19 protein-coding genes are annotated in these 17,942 nt (G+C 67.4%); 9 read left to right on the top strand and 10 right to left on the bottom strand.

What is annotated here, in order from left to right; genetic code table 11:
- Positions 1-131: 131 nt before the first annotated feature.
- Both E3T22_RS06720 and E3T22_RS06715 read right to left on the bottom strand, forming a co-directional pair.
- Entirely contained in the window at positions 132-980 is an 849-nt protein-coding gene (locus E3T22_RS06720) for an endonuclease domain-containing protein (protein ID WP_134480585.1), read from the bottom strand.
- Between the two features lie 118 nt (positions 981-1,098).
- On the bottom strand, positions 1,099-2,460 hold the full coding sequence (locus tag E3T22_RS06715; RefSeq protein ID WP_255453166.1) for a DUF2254 domain-containing protein: 1,362 nt from the start codon (positions 2,458-2,460) through the stop codon (positions 1,099-1,101).
- A gap of 206 nt (positions 2,461-2,666) precedes the next feature.
- On the opposite strand from E3T22_RS06715, the gene E3T22_RS06710 reads away from it, so the two are divergent.
- Positions 2,667-3,944, top strand: coding sequence for a sodium:proton antiporter (locus tag E3T22_RS06710; protein WP_134480584.1), 1,278 nt, complete (start codon positions 2,667-2,669; stop codon positions 3,942-3,944).
- A 107-nt stretch (positions 3,945-4,051) separates the two neighbouring features.
- On the opposite strand, the gene E3T22_RS06705 is transcribed toward E3T22_RS06710, so the two are convergent.
- Positions 4,052-4,861, bottom strand: coding sequence for a hypothetical protein (locus E3T22_RS06705; RefSeq protein WP_134408575.1), 810 nt, complete (start codon positions 4,859-4,861; stop codon positions 4,052-4,054).
- A gap of 116 nt (positions 4,862-4,977) precedes the next feature.
- Between E3T22_RS06705 and E3T22_RS06700 the strand changes: the two genes are divergently transcribed.
- Positions 4,978-5,355, top strand: a complete 378-nt coding sequence (locus tag E3T22_RS06700; RefSeq protein ID WP_088455840.1) for a hypothetical protein — start codon at positions 4,978-4,980, stop codon at positions 5,353-5,355.
- A gap of 184 nt (positions 5,356-5,539) precedes the next feature.
- Here the strand turns inward: E3T22_RS06700 and E3T22_RS06695 are convergent, their stop codons facing one another.
- Positions 5,540-6,286: an SDR family oxidoreductase gene (locus E3T22_RS06695; protein ID WP_103461063.1), complete on the bottom strand. Its 747-nt coding sequence runs from the start codon at positions 6,284-6,286 to the stop codon at positions 5,540-5,542.
- A 101-nt stretch (positions 6,287-6,387) separates the two neighbouring features.
- Here E3T22_RS06695 and E3T22_RS06690 point away from each other — a divergent pair, with 101 nt between their 5' ends.
- On the top strand, positions 6,388-7,257 hold the full coding sequence (locus E3T22_RS06690) for a helix-turn-helix domain-containing protein (protein WP_134480583.1): 870 nt from the start codon (positions 6,388-6,390) through the stop codon (positions 7,255-7,257).
- A 310-nt stretch (positions 7,258-7,567) separates the two neighbouring features.
- Here E3T22_RS06690 and E3T22_RS06685 read toward each other — a convergent pair whose 3' ends face one another.
- Positions 7,568-8,773 (bottom strand): NAD(P)/FAD-dependent oxidoreductase, encoded by a 1,206-nt coding sequence (locus E3T22_RS06685; protein WP_166789274.1) that lies wholly within the window; start codon positions 8,771-8,773, stop codon positions 7,568-7,570.
- Between the two features lie 207 nt (positions 8,774-8,980).
- Between E3T22_RS06685 and E3T22_RS06680 the strand changes: the two genes are divergently transcribed.
- Both E3T22_RS06680 and E3T22_RS06675 read left to right on the top strand, forming a co-directional pair.
- The gene (locus E3T22_RS06680) at positions 8,981-9,862 is read left to right on the top strand and encodes an RNA polymerase sigma-70 factor (RefSeq protein ID WP_241983618.1); all 882 of its coding nucleotides are present in this window, start codon (positions 8,981-8,983) and stop codon (positions 9,860-9,862) included.
- Between the two features lie 31 nt (positions 9,863-9,893).
- On the top strand, positions 9,894-10,580 hold the full coding sequence (locus tag E3T22_RS06675) for a DNA alkylation repair protein (RefSeq protein WP_134480581.1): 687 nt from the start codon (positions 9,894-9,896) through the stop codon (positions 10,578-10,580).
- A gap of 169 nt (positions 10,581-10,749) precedes the next feature.
- On the opposite strand, the gene E3T22_RS06670 is transcribed toward E3T22_RS06675, so the two are convergent.
- Genes E3T22_RS06670 through E3T22_RS06660 form a run of 3 tightly spaced genes read right to left on the bottom strand, consistent with a single transcriptional unit; the run spans position 10,750 to position 13,380 of the window.
- Positions 10,750-11,115, bottom strand: coding sequence for a VOC family protein (locus tag E3T22_RS06670; protein ID WP_241983617.1), 366 nt, complete (start codon positions 11,113-11,115; stop codon positions 10,750-10,752).
- 9 nt (positions 11,116-11,124) lie between these two features.
- A complete protein-coding gene (locus tag E3T22_RS06665) occupies positions 11,125-12,807 on the bottom strand; it encodes an AarF/ABC1/UbiB kinase family protein (RefSeq protein WP_134408568.1) in 1,683 nt (560 codons plus the stop codon).
- A gap of 27 nt (positions 12,808-12,834) precedes the next feature.
- Positions 12,835-13,380, bottom strand: a complete 546-nt coding sequence (locus E3T22_RS06660; RefSeq protein WP_088455833.1) for a PadR family transcriptional regulator — start codon at positions 13,378-13,380, stop codon at positions 12,835-12,837.
- A gap of 131 nt (positions 13,381-13,511) precedes the next feature.
- Here E3T22_RS06660 and E3T22_RS06655 point away from each other — a divergent pair, with 131 nt between their 5' ends.
- Together E3T22_RS06655 and E3T22_RS06650 are read left to right on the top strand one after the other, a co-directional pair.
- Complete coding sequence (locus E3T22_RS06655; protein WP_134480580.1) at positions 13,512-14,135, top strand: LysE family transporter; 624 nt, start codon at positions 13,512-13,514, stop codon at positions 14,133-14,135.
- A 49-nt stretch (positions 14,136-14,184) separates the two neighbouring features.
- Entirely contained in the window at positions 14,185-15,093 is a 909-nt protein-coding gene (locus tag E3T22_RS06650) for an isoprenylcysteine carboxylmethyltransferase family protein (RefSeq protein WP_134480579.1), read from the top strand.
- A gap of 1 nt (position 15,094) precedes the next feature.
- Here E3T22_RS06650 and E3T22_RS06645 read toward each other — a convergent pair whose 3' ends face one another.
- On the bottom strand, positions 15,095-15,448 hold the full coding sequence (locus E3T22_RS06645; RefSeq protein WP_134408566.1) for a VOC family protein: 354 nt from the start codon (positions 15,446-15,448) through the stop codon (positions 15,095-15,097).
- A gap of 114 nt (positions 15,449-15,562) precedes the next feature.
- Here E3T22_RS06645 and E3T22_RS06640 point away from each other — a divergent pair, with 114 nt between their 5' ends.
- Positions 15,563-16,456, top strand: coding sequence for a DUF808 domain-containing protein (locus tag E3T22_RS06640; RefSeq protein WP_134480578.1), 894 nt, complete (start codon positions 15,563-15,565; stop codon positions 16,454-16,456).
- 193 nt (positions 16,457-16,649) lie between these two features.
- Positions 16,650-16,952, top strand: a complete 303-nt coding sequence (locus E3T22_RS06635; protein WP_241983616.1) for an alpha/beta fold hydrolase — start codon at positions 16,650-16,652, stop codon at positions 16,950-16,952.
- A gap of 4 nt (positions 16,953-16,956) precedes the next feature.
- On the opposite strand, the gene E3T22_RS06630 is transcribed toward E3T22_RS06635, so the two are convergent.
- Positions 16,957-17,937 (bottom strand): SRPBCC family protein, encoded by a 981-nt coding sequence (locus E3T22_RS06630; RefSeq protein WP_134480577.1) that lies wholly within the window; start codon positions 17,935-17,937, stop codon positions 16,957-16,959.
- Between the last annotated feature and the right edge of the window lie 5 nt (positions 17,938-17,942).

Below are 17,942 nucleotides of genomic sequence, written 5' to 3'. Positions count from 1 at the left end.
CGACCGCCCCCGCAAAACCCTCGACTGGAAAACCCCGAAAGAAGCCCTCAACGAGCTACTCTCGAAGCCACAACCGACCGGTGTTGCGCTGACCGGTTGAATCCGCCGCTCAAAGCATCCTATTAATCTCACTATCTCCTAACTTGCGTCGGGGCGAGGTGAAGACCCTGGGCCATGGCGTGGAGGATCTCCGCCTCGACCCGTGGCCAGTCGAAGAGGATCTGCCGGTAGTCGTAGCGCAGAACCGTGAAACCGAGGAGGGCGAGCCTCCGATCGTGCGCGATGTCTGCCCGCCGCTGCTCGGCCGTGGAGTGGAAGCTGAAGCCATCGCTCTGCAGTACGAGCCGCTGCCCGATCAGACCATCGACGCGGTGCCCCGCGAGCATGACCTGCTGGCTGACCCGGATGCCGATGGCCGCGAGCCGGGAAACGGGCAGCGTCTCCAGGCCCGAATCGGCCAGCCCCGACGCGACCTCTCGCACGGCACGGGCCGCGGCACTGCGCAGGTGCAGCCTCGCGAGCGAGGCCTGGGTCACGAGCTTCTTGTTCAAAGCGGAGTCCCAGACGACGAGAGCGTTCTCGAACGGTTGGCACTCGGCGATGTGCACGAGGGCGTTCTCGATAGGTTCCACAAGTGCGAACCGGGCAACCGGTACCGGTCCGATACTCCAGTGCACCCGCAGGGTTTCGGATGCCGGCACCGCCGTGTTTCTCGGCATGCTGACGTGGTTCATCCCGTCAGAGAGGTGCCACAGCTCAAGCTGCCGGGCAACGCTGAGGCACGCCACCCGCCCGCCGAGCGCAGCCGCGGCGCGCAGATCGGCTGGAGCCGTCGGCAGAGCGAGCCAATCACGGCGGATGCGTTCGCACTCGCCGCCGGCGATGCTCTGCCTGATCGAGTATCGAGTGAACCCCGCACGCAGCGCCTGAGCTGAGTGCGCAACGCCGTGGTGCCGGGCGAGCCAGATGCCGAGGTCCATCCGTCTAGTGTCGTGGCGGCATCAGCTCCCCCGCAGAAACGATCTCGGCTGTCGAGAACTCGCCCCGTCGCGCCCCTGTGCACAACACGGCATGGCGCCGAAGGATGCGGTGTTCCGTCTAGGTCGCACGGACGGGCGAGTCGGCGATGCGCGCCGTGACCTCGGCGACAGCGGCGCGCATCTCTCTGACCGAGGCGGGATCGTCGCCCTGTGCCTGCAGTTGCAGGTCCAGTGCGGCCAGCTGCTGCTGAAGGGCCGTCTGCACCTCCCCGGCCGAGCAGGTGTAAGCCAGATCGCTGACCAGTTGCAGAAACCTTCTCACCACCGAGGGGTCGTTGGCGCCGTAATGCCGCATCGGGGACAGCGCATCATGGATAGTGTCTGCCGCTGTGCGGGTAGCCGTCACCACCCGCAGGTTCCCGTCCGCATCGGCGAGGGCGCTGGGAAGCGCCGGCATCTGGAGCGTGCTGGCCACGATCGCGCTGAGGTGCCCGAGGGCATTCACGGCGGTGGTCGGGTCGTTGATGCCCGGCGACAGCGCGCGCACGCCGATGTCCACGATCTGCTGCACCCCGTAGTCGATGTCCTGCGCCGCGGTGCGTTCGTAGGCAATTGAGTACGCGCCGCGCACCGCATCCGCCACGTCGTCCGCGTCCGCCGGGTCCGTACCGTCCCCGGCCGGCCACCACACCATCAGTGGCGTGCCGGCGACGACGTTTTCCCCGACCCGCCTGACCTCCTGGAAGACAAGCGAGTGCGGGGCGGCGTAGGCCACCAGTGCCGCGTGGTCGCGGCCGGTGATGAAACCGCTCACCGCAGCCGTGACGGTGTGCGTCCCGACCGGGATCTGCATCGGCGAGGTATACGCCTGTGCGGCCTCATTACCGGCACCGACGAGGTCGATGGTGCGGTTCGTTTCGGCGTGGATGTCCTTCAGCATCGTCTCCACCCGCAGCTGGGCGGCTAGGTGGGCGAGGAAGAAGACCAGCATGATGACGCTCACCAGGGTGAGCACGAACGCCGTCGTCACGGCGACCCGGGGTACGAACTCGGCGGCGTCATCCGTCGTCGCTCGCACCGACCGAAGCACCGTGATCGAGTATGCGAAGGTGCCGAGGAAAACAGCCAGGGTCGCGTGCACCTGCCGGTCCCTGGCGAACAACCGCAACACGCGGGGCGACGCCTGGCTGCTGGCCAGCTGCAACGCCACCACCGTGAGAGAGAAAGTCAGCGACGTCGCCGTGATCAACGAGCCGGCAATCGACGACAGCACCGACCGGGCCGTCTCTGCTCCCCCGTTGAATATCACCGAGTCCACGGCGGTGGGCAGTTCCGCGTCGATGAGCAGGTCAATGCGCGGAAGCACGAGCCCCAGCACCACAGCCAGTAGAATCGCCGCCACCGGGAGCGGCCACAACCGTGATTCCACCGACTCGGTCAGGCGCGCCCACCGGGCTCGACCACCGCCTGAACCCCGCATCTCAGCCACAAATCACTCCCGCCGGGTCGGTTCTTCGGTGCACGTCCGGTCAGCATAGCAACCAGGTCTGATCGGGATTCCGGCCGTCGTAAGCCCGAAACGGGCGGTCTCGGCGCCCGCCCAACATCTAGGAACCAGGCGCATTCGGGTGTAGACGTGGTGCAGGGCAGCCAGATGCAGGCGCCACGATCGAGAGCAGGGTTCGGATGGTTGCGGCCACAACGGTGCTGGCGATCATCGTCATCTGGAGTGTGTTCTCGAGGCCGTTGGATCGACGGGGCATTACGTCGGCCCTCTTCTTCACCGTCGTGGGTTTCCTCGTCGGCACGTCGGCGCTCGGCTGGCTCGACATTGCCGTGGAATCCGAGGTCGCCGAGCTTGTGGCCGAGATCGCATTGGTGCTGCTCCTCTTCAGCGACGCCTCCCGCATCGACCTGCGGGCGCTCCGGCGAGAGCTCTCCTTGCCGACCCGCCTGCTGCTGATCGGGCTGCCGCTCACCATGATCGCCGGATCTGTGGTCGGTGCGCTCGTCTTCCCCGACATGGCGCTGGCCTCCGTGGTGCTGCTGGCCACGATGCTGGCCTCCACGGATGCGGCGTTAGGCCAGAAGGTCGTGTCCGACCCGGCCGTCCCCGGGCGGGTGCGGCAGTCCCTCGACGTGGAGAGCGGACTCAACGACGGCCTCGCCGTGCCGTTCTTCCTGGTCACACTCGCTATCGCCAACGCTGAGCTGGAGACCGACGTGCCCTCGGCGGTGATCAGCAGCATGGCCGCCCAGATCGGTTGGGGGCTCATCGGGGGCTTGGTCGCCGGCGCGCTGGGCGGGCTGTTGTTCCGCGCCGCCGACCACCGGGACTGGATCGGCCGGGAGTGGCGCCAGATCGTTCCCCTGGCGGCGGCGCTGCTGGCGTTCACCATCGCCGTGACACTCGGTGGCAGCGGATTCATCGCCGCCTTCGTGGGCGGCCTCGCGTTCGGCAGGTTCTCCGGCACGCGCGGGTCGGCCGTCACCTTGCTGGCCGAGGACTCTGGCGGCTTCCTCGCCGCCGTCACCTGGATCGGGTTCGGCGCGCTGGCCCTCACCCTGGCCTTCCCGTACATCACCTGGCAGGTCGTCCTCTACGCCGCGCTCAGCCTGACGCTGGTACGGATGATTCCGGTCACGATCGCCCTCGCCGGTCAGGGGCTGAAACGGCCCACGGTGGCGTTCATCGGCTGGTTCGGTCCGCGCGGGCTGGCTTCGCTGGTGTTCGCGCTTCTCGCCTTCGAGCGTGGTGTGCCCGAGGGGGACGTCGTGCTCACGACGGTTTTCGTCACCGTTGCGCTGAGCGTGATCCTGCACGGCCTCACGTCGGTTCCGCTGGTCGCCGCCTACCACCGCTGGTACACGGCGCACAGTGCGCAACATCCGGGCGCAGCAGAGGCGGTGCAGGCGACGATGTCCCGCCGCCGACGCCACCTCCCCGGTGCCCACGACGCCTAGCAGGGCCCCACCTTTTCCTCCACCGTCATGCGGCCGAGGAGGTCGGCGATGCGGTCGCCGATGAAACGTCACCGGCGTGTCAACGAGTATCGGCGCGCGGTGGGCCGTCAGCGAGCGGGCAGGCCGGCCAACGGAATCAGCTCCTGAATCCAGGCTTGGTACTGGCGAATCGTCTCGGCGTAGTCCTCTGCCACCCGGTCCAGGTCACTCTGGGAGGCGGCACCCGACGCGTCCGCGGTCATCAAATGCCGCCAGGACTCGAGCAACAGAACGATCTGGTCCGCCAGCGGCCAGCCACGGGCCAGGTGTTCGTTCGCTCCCGGCACGGCCACCATCACGGGCGCCCAATCAGCCATGGCCGTTTGCAGGCGCCGCCGGGCAGCCGATGTGGTGCGAAACATGTGTTGCGGGAACCCATGTTGCGCACAGAGCGCCATCAGGTTCGCCGTCACCTTGTCACGACTCACGGCGTCGTCCCAGACGCCGCTTTTCGGCGCGAAGTCGGGCTGTATCGACAGGGCGCGGAGATTCGCCAGATTTTCCTCATGATGCTCCGGGGTGAACCCGGGAATTCCAGCGGCATAGAGATCGGCTCCGACTACAGGGGCGAGGAGCATCCGTCCCACATCGTTCACGGTCTGGGCGAGACTGCGAAACGCCACCTTCGACATCCCGTCGTAGCGCAGCCTGTCCCGCGTCTCGGCACGTCTCTTGCTCCACGAATTGACGAGGCCGGCCGTCACGAACGCACCGACAACGCCGTACAGCGCGTCCCGGGAATTGCCGAAGTCCGCGGTGGCGTCTCGCAGCCAGCGCAGGTCGAAGAGGGCCGGGCTCAGCAGCAACCCGATTGCCGCGATGAGAAACCAGGTCTCGCGCCGGAATGCCCCACTCTTCACTGCCGTTTTCTCCCCCACGGTCGGCTCTTTTCTCATCTGTGCTCGTCACGGCCCGCTCCGCCCTGCCTGGGCACTCGCAGCCTACCGGCAGGTGGCAGCTATCCGATCGGCGCAAACCCGCGTACGGTCGCTCCATGGCGAACCTCATCGAGAAACTAGCGGAATCGGTGCCCTCCTGGGGTGCGAAACTGGCGTACGGCGAGAAGACCACGCTGGGCGGGCACGACCTGATCCCCGTCGCGCTCGTCGGCTTCGGCTTCGGCGGCGGCGAGGGCTCCAGCGAGATGCCCGACGGCGGCTTCGGCCCAGCCGGCATGGGCGTCGGGGAAGGCAGCGGCGGTGGTGGCGGCGGCTACGCGGTGCCGATCGGCGCCTATGTCGGCGGACCCGACGGGCTGGAATTCCGGCCCAACCGAATCGCCCTGATGGTGGTAACCGTGCCCGTGGTGGCGGCCGCCGGGTTGGCGCTCGCGCAGATCATCCGCGCGCTCAGAGGTGCCGCCCCGAGTTGAGCCGGTCTACGCCGGCGATTCGCCGAGCATCACTCAAGACCTCGCGATCTCCGCCTGACCCGGCGCATCCATCGCTGGGCCTTGTCCGGGGCGTGCGCGGCGCTCACTGCGCCCCCTGTCGGCGACCGCTACCGCTATAGCGGGCGCGGCCGCCCGTAGGAGGTGCAGTGAGCCGCCTGCCCTGTCACGCGGCGGGGTTCAGCGCCGCAATGGTGGCGGCGTAGCGCCCCTCGACCTCCGCGAACCGCAGGAACTTCACGGTATCAACGAGAATCTCCTGCGCGTCGGGCTGCGCTTCCAGAAGAGCCATAACCTCGTCGGCGAAGGCGTCCAGAGGCATGAAGTGCTCGTTCACCGAGTTGCCGGCCATCAGTTCGGTCTGCACGGCCGGCGGAACGAGCTCAATGACCTGCACGGATGTTCCGGCCAGCTGCATCCGAATGGTCTCGCTGTACTGGTGGATGAAGGCCTTGGTGCCGTTGTAGGTGGGGGTAAAGGCCAGCGGGGTGAAGGCGAGCCCTGACGAGACCGTCATCAGGGTGGCGTCTGGGCGGGTCTGCAGGTGCTCGATGAATGCGGCGACCAGCCGCAGCGGCCCGTTGATGTTGGTCTCGACGATGCGTTCAGCTACGGCCAGGAAACCAGCACCGCGCACATCCTCGGCGTTCATCACCCCGGCCATGGCGATGAGTACGTTCAGGTCGCTGTGCTCGGCCAGAATCTGGTCGCGGGCGGCCAGCACGGAGGCGGGGTCGGTGGTGTCGATGGTGACGCCGGACAGCCCGTGCTCGGCGGCGAGGCGCTGCAACACGTCGGCGCGGCGCCCGCCGATCACGACGGTATTGCCGGCGGCCCGCAATCGCAGGGCCAGGGCGAGTCCGATGCCCGAGGTGGCGCCGGGGATGAAAATGGTGTTTCCGGTGATGTTCATGACTCGAGTGTGTGCGGCGGCGACCGGATGCGGGAGAGGAGCCGTTGTCGTAGGACTGCCGGTCCCTGGAGAGCGGCGCGTCGGTGGCGGATGATGGACGCATGGACCAATCTGCTCTCGCCGATTTTCTCCGCTCCCGCCGGAGCGGGCTCCGCCCTGAGGACGTCGGCCTCCCCGCTGGGCCGCGTCGATTGGTCCCCGGGTTACGCCGCGAGGAGGTCGCCGCGTTGGCCGGGATGTCCGCGGACTACTACGTGCGGATGGAGCAGGCCCGCAGCCCGCAACCATCCGAACAGATGTTGGCGGCCCTGGCCCGGGCGCTGCGCCTGAGCAACGACGAGCGGGATTACCTGTACCGCCTCGCCGACCACAACGTGCCGGCGCGCACGCCACTGGACACGCACGTTGCCCCCTCCCTGATGCGGGTCTTCGACCGGCTCGAGGAGACCCCGGCGTTGATCCTTTCCAGCCTCGGTGAGACTCTGGCGCAGAACTGGCTGGGCGCGGCGCTTCTCGGCGACCACTCCCGGCACACCGGGCTGGCTCGCAGCAGCGTCTACCGGTGGTTCACCGACCCCACCGATCGGGAGATCTACCCGTTTGCCGACCGGCAGCGGCAGAGCCGGGCCCAGGTGGCCGGCCTCCGTGCGGCCTTCGGAGCGGCGGGCCAGCGCTCACGAGCGGGTGCGTTGGTGCGAGAGCTGAGCCGGGTGAGCGCAGAATTCACCGAAATCTGGGAACTGCAGGATGTGGCCACCCGCTTCCAGGACCACAAGACGCTGATCCACCCGGAACTGGGTCCGATTGAACTCGACTGCCAGACGCTCCTCACCGAGGACCGTGGTCAGGCGTTGCTCATCCTCACCGCGGCGCCGCGGAGCGAGGCCGCCGAGAAGCTGGCGCTCCTGGCCGTGCTCGGCCATCAGCGCTTCGCGCCGGCTCCCCCGACCGGCGGGCCAGCCCCCGAGTAGTGGTTTCGTGAGCTCGTTGGCGCTCACTGCGCCCTGTATGGCCGGGTGCACCCGCTGTAGAGGGCGCAACGGGCCATACGAGGTGCAGTGGTGCTCTCCGCCGACGCCGACATGGACCGGCCGGTGTCAAAACCCCACCACCGCGTGTACCGTCATCGCCAACAGGAGGCTCGGTCGAGTCGTGAGGTAAGAGCGGAAGCACAGGGTTTCAGGCGGCTTTGTCCGAGGTTGCGCCAAGCAGACCGCGACTGGTCCCGACCGCCGCCGAGTCCCCGGTTGGCCCGACGGCGCACCAACCTTGCGCACGGGACTAGTTCCTGAGGTCGACGGGCATCCTCTTCGGGCCAGAGGCCAGCATCAACGATCCGGGTCGGGTCCGCTCTCGTCGGGGCGAACCGGTCGCGAGGTATGCGCAGACGAATTCCTTCACCAACGCCCCGGCCCGGCCGGTGATGCGAATCGCCCGAGGCCGGTCCGCCTTAGTGAGGAGCTGGATGATCGCCCTCTTCCGGCCGATGCTGATGCACTGAGCGCTGAAACCGACATCGAGCTTCGTCAGGCTCCCACCGCGCAGAACTGCCAGAACGTTGTCCGCCGCGTGGCCGCCAAGGGGCATGGCGATGGCGCAGCCCATCCGCAGGTGAGAACCCACGGACGACGGCGGGTGCACGGCGTCGCCGGCTCCGAAGATTTCAGGGTACGCAAGCGCACGGAGTTCCTCGTCGACCAGCAACCGGCCGATCGGGTCGACGTCGAGCCCGCTGCGTCGGGCTAGGTCGGGGACGGCGAAAGAGGCGGTCCAGACGGTGACGTCGCTGGGAAGAAGCGTGCCGTCAAGGAGTTCAACGGCATCGGCCTGGACCCGGCTGGCGCCGCTCCCCTCCATCACGTTGACTCCGAGCCTATTCAGCGAACGGAGGACGGACTTGCGGGAGGCCGCGGGGAGATGCGCGAGCACGGCGCCTCTCGACACCAGGGTGACCGACGCTGTCGGGTGCTGTTCCGCGAACTCAGCGGCGGCCTCCACACCCGTCGCCCCGCCCCCGACCACGACGATGCGCTGGCCGTCCGGGCCGGTGGCAAGCGCAAGGCGCGCGGTCTCCGCCCCGTCAGCGTTGCTGAGCAGGTGCGCGAACTCGTCCGCACCGGGTACTCCGAGCGCGGCCGTGCTCCCCACGGCGTAGACCAGGGTGTCATAGGGTTCGCTCGTGATCCCACCGCTGGTCGCGACGGAGAGCACCCGGGCAGGAGCGTCGATCCGCAGCACCGTGCCCAGGACGATCTCGATGCGGTCGTGCAGCATGTCGTCCAGTGGAATCGCGGCGCTCGTGCGCACCCCTGCGGCCACTTCGTGCAGGCGCACGCGTTCGATGAAGTCGGTGCGGGGATTCACCATTGCGACGCGCACCCGGCGGCCCTCGGCAGCCGTCAAGGACGCTTGCACCCGGTTTGCCGCGAGGATTCCGGCATAGCCGGCCCCGATGACGACAACCCTGTGCTCGGAACGTGTACTCATGCGGTCTCTTTCTCGAAAACGGGCGGGGTCACAAGTAATGACCGCCGCCTCCGCCGAAACGTGACACCTGGCGGCACTCGCGCGGGGCCCGTCACGAATCACCATTGGAAAGGGCGTAGCGGTAAGTTGATGCCGGATTGCACACCGAGCAGCACCGAACAGAGGATGCCGATGGGAGTTCCCAGTCGCGACGTTACCGCAGCAGAAATGGATGAGCTGGCGGCCGGGTTTGAGTCGATGCGCCCCCGGCTTTTCGGTATCGCATACCGCATGCTCGGCAGCGCAGTGGAAGCAGAGGATGTCGTGCAGGACGCCTGGGTCAAGTGGCAGACGACCGACCGCTCGGGCATCCGCAGCCATCCCGCATTTTTGACGACGATGACGACCCGCCTCACGATCAACGTGGCGACGTCGTCGCGCATGCGTCGGGAGACCTACATCGGCCCGTGGCTGCCGGAACCGGTGTTTACCGGCGCCGATCCCGAACTGGGAGCGGAAAACGCGGAGGCCCTCGAAGTCGGGCTCCTGTTGCTGATGGAACGACTGACCCCACAGGAGCGCGCCGTCTATCTGCTCCACGAGGCCTTCGGTTACACCTTCGGTGATATCGCCGCGGTAGTTGAGACCACGGAGGCCAACGCCCGCCAGCTCGCCCGGCGTGCCCGCCTGCACCTCAAGGAGCACAGCGATAACCGCGTAACCGTCGCGCAGAAGAACCGTCTGCTTCGCTCCTTCCTCGCCGCCGCTCAAGCCGGCGACCTGGAGGGCCTGCAGACTCTGCTCGCCGACGACATCGTCCTGTACTCGGACGGTGGTGGGAACGTCACCGCCGCGCGCCGGCCGGTCGAAGGTCCCGACCACGTGGCACGGTTCCTTCTCGGTACGGTTCAGAAACTACAGATGCATGTCGAGCTCCATGTCGCCGCAGTCAACGGCTCCGACGCCTTCGTGCTTCGAATGGATGACGAGCCGTTCCTCGTCGGGGCCATTGGGGTCAGCACCCGCGGCATCGACCGGATCTTCTTCATCATGAACCCGGTGAAACTCGGCGCCGTGCGCAACGTCCCACTCGAGAGGCACCCGTCGTAGGCTGACAGCACGCGATGAAAAGGAGACCGCCATGGTCCAGACGACATCGGCAGTGACCCCGGCAGTGGCCGAGGTGATGGCCGAGCTGGCCGCGCTCGAGGACCCGCAGATCCGCGCGGTTAACCTCAACCACGGTGACGACCACGGGGTGAACCTCACCAAGCTGCGCGCGGTCGCCAAACGGATCAAGACCCAGCCGGAGTTTTCACGGGACCTGTGGGCGACCGGGGACACCGCGGCGCGGCTGCTCGCCCTGCTGATCTGCCGGCCGAAGGCGTTCGAGCGGGATGAATTGGATGCCATGCTGCGCGAAGCCGGCTCACCCAAGGTGCAGGACTGGCTCGTGAACTATGTAGTGAAGAAGAACTCGCACGTCGAGGAGCTGCGCGTGCTCTGGTTCGCCGACACCGACCCCGTGGTCGCCAGCGCCGGTTGGGCGCTGACCACCGAGGGGGTGGCCAAGTCCCCCGAGGGCCTCGACCTGGATGGGCTGCTCGAGCTCATCGAGGCCGAGATGAAGGATGCGCCGGAGCGCCTGCAGTGGGCGATGAACCATTGCCTGGCGCAGATCGGGATCGAGCATCCCGAGCACCGCGCTCGCGCCCTGGCCATCGGCGAGCGCCTGGAGGTACTCAAGGACTACCCGACTCCCCCTGGCTGCACCTCACCGTTCGCGCCCATCTGGATCACCGAGATAGTCAGCCGCCAGAAGGCCTGACGACAGCCGGCTTCGAGTTGCGAGTCGAGCCGGCGGCAGCCCGGTTAGCGCCGCTCGACACCGATCGATCAGCCGCAGCGGTCCTGGGCTTGGGCGGTCTTCCGGACTCGATTCCACGCGCTGCCGGCCTGGTGCGAGTGCAGCCGCACTGCACGTGTGGCACCTGCCGTCACCTGGAAGCTACCACCCCAGCTGAGCCGTGGGGATCGGGTTCAGAGTTCGTACCCGATGAGCCAGTGCCGCCGACCGCCAGTTTGTCGAACCAGTCGTGGAGAACCGCTGGTTCGGCAGTGCCCAGAAGGGCGAGGCTGGCGCCCTCGATCCGAAAGCTCTTCTCGCCCTCGGCCGCGTCGGAGCCGGCGAGTACGACCCTGCCGCTGAGAACTCCGTGGGCTATGGCGTCCTCGGGGCCGTCACTCCGCCCAAAGTCCTGGTAGGTGTGCAGAGTGAGCTCGCCACCGAACACATCCGCGTAGAAGCCGAGAGCTTCACGCGCCGTACCGAGAAAACTCAGATAGAGCAGTGGCCCTGACATGCGCAGATCCTATCTACGCCCCGCGAACAGGGCGTGCAGCAGCGGAATGACCGACCCGATCATCAGGACTGCGCCGAGAACCGCATCGTCACCGCGGAGCACCGCGCCGGCGATGAGCAGGGCACCGAACAGCACCGCCGACACCACTCGGCCGGCGGTGCGCTCCAGGCGCGCGACCCGCCGCTCGAGGCCCGGGCTCGTCACCGCCACAGTGCCGTCTCCGAGGCGGGTGACGATCGCGTCCAACCGCTTCGGCAGTGCCCAGGCGATACCGGCGTTCTCCAGCGCCTGTTTGCCGAAGTCCTGCACCACGTTGCCGCCCTCGTCGCGGATCAACTGCGACGCGTAGGGCTCCACCGAATCCCAGAGGTTGAACGCGGGGTTCAGCGAACTGCAGACCCCGGAAGTGAGCGACATCGCCCGGATGATCAGCAGAAAGTTCTCCGGCAGCTGGAACGGCAGCGCCCGCACGACATCCCCGAACTGGATGGCGAAGTCGCGGAACTCCCGCGGGTCCACCTCGCGCAGCTCAGCGAAGCCCATGCCGCCGAAGCGGGCGAAGAGCTGCTTCATCGCCTTCTCCAGCTCGGAGGTTTCGGCCGAGGGCAGGAGCACGCCCAGGTCGCGGGCCGCATTGACCATGCCCGTGCCGTCGCGCGAGGCGGCCGCGATGAGCATCTTCCGCAGTCCGCGGCGGGTGCTCGTGGGGACCTCACCCATCATGCCGAAGTCGATGAACGTCAGTCTCCAGCCGCGGCCGCTCGGATCGTCCGGCATCGGGGTGACGAAGATGTTGCCCGGGTGCGGGTCGGCGTGGAAGAACCCGTTGGTGAACAGCTGGTCGAACATCACGGCGGCGAAGACCGGAGCCACCTGCGCCGGGTCGATGCCCGCCGCGTCCAGCGCATCCGTGTCGGTGATCTTGATCGCCGTCACGTCTTCGAGAGTGAGCACGCGTCGGGTGGTGCGCTCCCAGACGATCTCGGGCACGCTCACCCGCTCGTCGTCGGCGAAGTCCTCCGCGAACCGCACGGCGCTGGTGGCCTCGTGCAGGTAGTCGATCTCCTCGAGGCAGGTCAGCGCGAATTCCTCGATCAGCGCCGGCGCATCCACCCGGTCGGAGACGAGGCGCACGTGGCTGAGCCAGCCGCTCACTCTGCGTAACGCCGCCAGGTCGACGTCGACAATGGCGTCGATGCCGGGCCGTTGAACCTTGATCACCACACCGTGCAGGCCGGTGTCGGCGGCATCGAGCGGGGCGAGCCGCGCACGATGAGCCTGACCGAGCGATGCCGCCGCCACCGGCGTCTCGTCGACCCACGCGAACGCCCGTTCCAACGGCATGCCCAGCTCAGCCTCGGCGAGCGCCCGGATCGCCGGGAAGGCAACCGGCGGCACCTCGTCCTGCAGTCCCTCGAGTTCGGTCGTGATCTCAGGCGGCAACACGTCCAGCCGGGACGACAGGAACTGGCCGACCTTGATCATCAGCCCGCCCAGGTCCACGGCGAGCACGTGGAAGCGTTGCGCGAAGCGGCGCATCCGCTTGGCGCGGGTGCGCTCGGCGACCCGCGCGAGCCCGATACGCGGCAGCAGCAGCTCGTAGAACCACGTGACGGCGAGGTTCCAGCCGGCGAATCGAAGGATGCGGCGGTACCGCGCACGGGTGTCCCCCGCGCCGGGGTTCACGCGCATTCGGACCCGGCGACCCGGCGTCACCCGCTAGTCCTGGGCGAGGATTGAGTAAATCCGGCGACGTGCCTCGTCGATGGCCGCAACAGCCTGCTGGATCTGCTCCGGGGTGCCGGTGCGACCGACCTGGGCGGCGGCCTGCGCGAGTTCGAATCCGGCCTTGGGCAGAGCGGTGAACTTGGCGTCCTCCGCCTCGGTCTCCGGCGCCCACGGCGCCTGGCCGGCAGAGGTGGTGGCCTCGGCGCGGCCCGCGTCGGTGAGCGAGTAGGTCTTGCGACCGTTGGACTCCTCCGCGCTGATCAGCCCCTCGTCGGCCAACAGCTGCAGCGTCGGGTACACCGAGCCGGCGCTGGGCTTCCAGGAGCCGCCGCTGCGTTCCTCGATTTCGTGGATGATCTGGTAGCCGTGCATCGGCTGTTCGACGAGCAGAGCGAGAACCGCAGCACGCACGTCACCGCGGCCCATGCGGGTGCCCGCGCGCTTCTCGAACTTAGAGCGCAGCTGCTCCATCGCTTGCCACATGCCGTCGACGGGATTGCCGCCGCCGAACCCGCCAGTGGGGAATGAATTGCCCATGATGACCTCCTCAGTGAAACGCTAACGATACTCAACGATATAGTCAGGCGCGGGCAACCGATAGGGATCGGAGGGTGTCAGACTCGACTCTCAGCGAACTCTCGCATAAGCGCAGAATCTAGGATGGTCGGATGCAGTTCTCCCTGTGGTTGGCCCTTGTCGGCGCGGGCGCCTTGATCAGCTTCACGCCTGGCGCGGGGGCCATCAACACCATGAGCAACGCCCTGAATGCGGGCTTTCGCCGTTCGATCTGGGGCATCCTCGGCCAGCAGGCCGCGTTGCTCATCCACATCGTGATCGTGGCACTCGGTGTGGGTCTGCTCGTGGCCAGTTCGCCGCTCGCGTTCAACGTCATTCGTTACGCCGGTGCCGCCTACCTGGTTTACCTGGGCGTCCGGCAGCTTCTGGCGAAGCCGGAGCTCGATTCCGAACAGACCAGAGCTTTGAGCGATGAGCCGCGTTCGTCGATGTTCCGACGCGGGCTGTGGGTGAACATGCTCAACCCCAAGGCGATCGTGTTCTTCTTGGCGTTCCTGCCCCAGTTCATCCGGGTCGATCGGCCGTTGCCGGCCCAGTACCTGATCGTGGCCGCCACCGTCGTTGTGATCGACATTCTGGTGATGTGGTTCTTCTTCGCCGTTGCGGCGCGCTCATTCCAGCGATTCACCCGCGACGCTCGGGGTCAGCTGGTGGTGAACCGGGTCTTCGGCGCGCTCTTCGTGGCCGTCGGCGTGCTGCTCGCGGTCATCCACTGAGGTCTCGGGCCGTCGGCGGTTGATGCCGGCCCGCCGTTAGGGTGAGCACATGCGATGGGGTCGAACATATTTCGCCGTGCAGGCGATTGCCGGTGCCGCGTGGTGGTTCGCCGTGTTCGCGTCTCCCCCGGTGCGCGACGTGACCCTCGGCGGCCTCAACCCGATCCTTGTCGCCGCCGTCGACATCCCTCTCTTCGTCGGAGCCTCGGCGCTGGCGGCGCTGGGCGTGCGGGGCGCCGCGGTGGTGAGCACTGCGTGGACCGGCATCGTCGCCATCGCGCTCGCGGGGTATGCCACGGTCAGCACCGAAGCCGGCTGGGGCGTGGCCATCATGGCGGCGGCCACCGCCGGGTCCGCGTTCGCGCTGTGCCTCGTGGCACTCGGGCGCATCCCCACCGAGTGGATGATTCGGGGCCCGTTCGCCTTCCGGCCCGCCGCCGTGCGCTCTGCCGCGGCGTCCCACGTGGTCTCGACCTTCTCGCAGATAGCGGTCTTCTGGGGCCTGTTCCTCGTGGTGATCCCGCTCATCGCCGCGGTCCTCGAGCGCCGCTGGGCAATCGCCCTGCAGTTCCCGGCGTTCACCGTCCCCCTCGGCGTAGCCGTGTTAATGGCCGCCAGTGCTCTGGGCATCTGGTCGGCCATCGTGATGTCGACGCTGGGAGACGGCACACCGTTGCCCTCGGCGATGCCGAACAGCCTGGTCATCGCCGGACCGTACCGCTGGGTGCGCAACCCGATGGCGGTCTCCGGCATCGTGCAGGGTGTTGCGGTCGGCCTCATCCTCTCGTCGTGGCTGGTCCTTGTCTATGCGGTCGCCGGCTCGCTGCTCTGGAACTACGCCATCAGGCCGCACGAAGAGGCCGACCTCGAACAGCGCTTCGGCGCCGACTTCCGCCGGTATCGTGATGCGGTGCGGTGCTGGCTTCCCGGAGCGCCGGTGTCGTCGTCCCGCCCGTGAGTTAGGAAGGACGGGCGGCGAGTACGCAGAATTCGTTGCCCTCGGGGTCGGCGAGGACTACCCAGGAAGCACCATCCTGGCCGACGTCGGCACGGCTCGCACCTAGCGCGATCAGCCGCTCGACCTCAGTCGTCTGGTGGTCGGGGACGAAGTCCAGGTGCAGGCGGTTCTTCACGTTCTTCTCTTCGGGAACGGCGGCGAACAGCAGCGTGGGATGGGCTCCCTCCGCGGGTGCGATCTCCAACTCATCGTCGTTCTCGCCCACCACAACCCAGCCCAAAGCGTCTCGCCACCACAGCCCAAGCGCCTTCGGGTCGCGGCTGTCGATGACGACTTCTTCCCACATCAGTGACATGCCCATAGAGTACCCGGGCGATTACTCGACGCACCGGCGCCCCGCTGCGCAGTAATGTGGACTCCATTGCCGTCGCCCTGCACCAGGACGACACCCCGATCCAAGGAGAACCAGATGTCGGTCGGCTTGCTCGCCGTAGTCGATGACATTCTTACCGCCGCCCTCAAGGCGAGCGCTAAGACCGCCGGCGTCGTCATCGACGACGCGGCCGTCACCCCGCAGTACGTTCAAGGGCTGACGCCGGCGCGGGAGCTGCACGTTGTCTGGCGGATCGCCCTGGGCAGCCTGTTCAACAAGTTCGTCATCATCATCCCCCTCGCGCTTCTGCTCTCCGCATTCGCGCCCTGGGTGTTGCCGTTCCTGTTGATCCTCGGCGGCACCTACCTGTGCTTCGAGGGTGCGGAGAAGGTCACCGAGTGGTTCGGCGTGCATCACGCCGTCGCCGAGACCGAATCGCGGGACGAGAAGAAGCTGGTCTTCGGCGCCATCCGCACCGACCTCATCCTCAGCACCGAGATCATGCTCATCGCCCTGGCCAGTCTCGACCCCGACTTCGGCATCTGGATGACGCTCGGCGCTCTGGTGGTCATCGGCCTTGGCATGACACTGCTCGTCTACGGTGCTGTCGCACTGTTGGTGAAGATCGACGACATCGGGCTGTCCATGATGAAGAACTCCGCACGCCAGGTGCGCCGCACCGGCGCCCGCATCGTGGCAGCGATGCCCGCCGTGTTCAAGGTGATCAGCATCATCGGAACCGTCGCCATGCTGTGGGTGGGTGGTCACCTGGTGATCACCAACCTGGCCGAGACCTTCTGGCACGGCCCCTACGATGTGCTGCACGCCGTGACGCACGCTGTCGAAGCCGCTGGACCCGTCATCGTCTGGGTCACCGACACGGCGATGTCGGCCGTGTTCGGGGTCATTCTGGGCATGATCGTTGTCGGAATCGTTCTCGGCGTGTCGCGCCTGCTCAAGCGAAACCAGGCGGAGAGCGCCGCGCACTGAGGCGAGGCCACAACCTCGAGGTCGGCCTGTTCGTCCTTGCCCCTTATCACGCGGGTCTCACGCAGGAGCGTCCCGACGCCGATAGACCCGTCGGTGGGCTTGACCATGCTCGTTACCGAGTGAACGACCTTGGGCGCGTTCTCCGGTGAGGCGACAAAGTCAATGACGTCGCGCGGAGGCCGAGACAACGCGTTTGCTCAAGACCTGCCCGATTGTGGCCACCCAACGGCCGGCCTCGTTCGTCGCGAACGTGACCCCGTCGGGACCTGCGGCGTGGAAGACGATCCCCAGCTGGGCGGTCCTGGGCACCGACGACAGGGTGATTCCGATCGCCACGCAACGCCGGATGGCGGAGCGTGCCAACTCGACGATCACCGAGGTCGACGCCTCCCACGTTTCGATGGTTTCGCATCCCGAGGCCACTCTCGCCGCGATCCACGCGGCGGTGGAAAACAGCGTCGCCCCGGCCGGAGTCGAAGCCGGCCGGGCACGCTAGCCGGCTAGGCCAGCGTCGGCTGCAACAGCCCCTCGAGGCGCCGGTAGCTGGTCTCCATGCCGTCGGTCATGCCGGTCGCCAGAACCGCGTCACGCTGCTCAGCGTTGGCGTAGGTGATGACGAGTGCGAGCAGGGTTCCGCCCTCCACTTCCGTGAGGGTCAGCTCGTTGAGCGTTGGCGGGAAGTCCATCCCGATCATCGCTTCGGTCGTGACCGCGCGGTACGGCGCCTCCGACTCGAGCAACTCGCCGGTGAAGCCGAATCGGTCGTCGCCACCATCCCGCTGCCACTCGTAGCGGTAGCGGTCGCCGACGGTGGTCGCGATCTCGCACACGGGCATCGACCAACCGTCCGGACCGAGCAGCCATTGCTGCATGAGGGCGGCATCGTTGTGCGCACGCCACACCTGGTCGACGGTGCCGCGGATGACCCGAGCCACCCGCACCTGGGTGTCGCTGAGTATCTGCGCCTGCGCCCCGCGCTCGGCGGCGAAGGATGCCAGGTCGGCCAGCACCTGGTCGATCTGGGCCATGGCCTCGCGGGTGCCCTCGAGCATGCCCATTTCGATGAGCTGCTGCATCTGCTCGAGCGAGTCGAAGCGCGACGTCGTCGTTAGGCGGCTGCCGCTGCTGGTCTCCTCGAACGCGAAGTCCATCCGGGTGGTCGGGAGGTCGGGGTTCGGCACTCCTGCCGCATCCGAGAACCTGTCGAGCACCTCGAACGTGTGCGGAGCGTCGGCCGAGGTCCAGTCCCAGCAGCCGTAGTGCACGTCGCCTTCTGGCCCGGTCATGGCATAGACGCTGCGTCCGCCGGCCACGGCGTCGTGCCGGAGGAACGTGGCCGGATAGGTCGGTGGACCCCAGAACCGCTCGATCTGGCGCGGGTCGGTGTAGGCATCCCAGAGCCGGCGGAGTGGGGCCGTGAAGTCGGCGACGATTGTGATGGTGAGCTGGTCGAGGTCTTTCTCGACAGTGGTGACGGGCATGATGT

This window comes from Cryobacterium sp. TMB3-10, from assembly GCF_004402305.1.
In the GTDB taxonomy this organism is placed as follows: Bacteria; Actinomycetota; Actinomycetes; order Actinomycetales; family Microbacteriaceae; genus Cryobacterium; species Cryobacterium zongtaii.
Note: the sequence above shows the minus strand (reverse complement) of the source record. Positions and strands in the feature narration are given on the sequence as shown.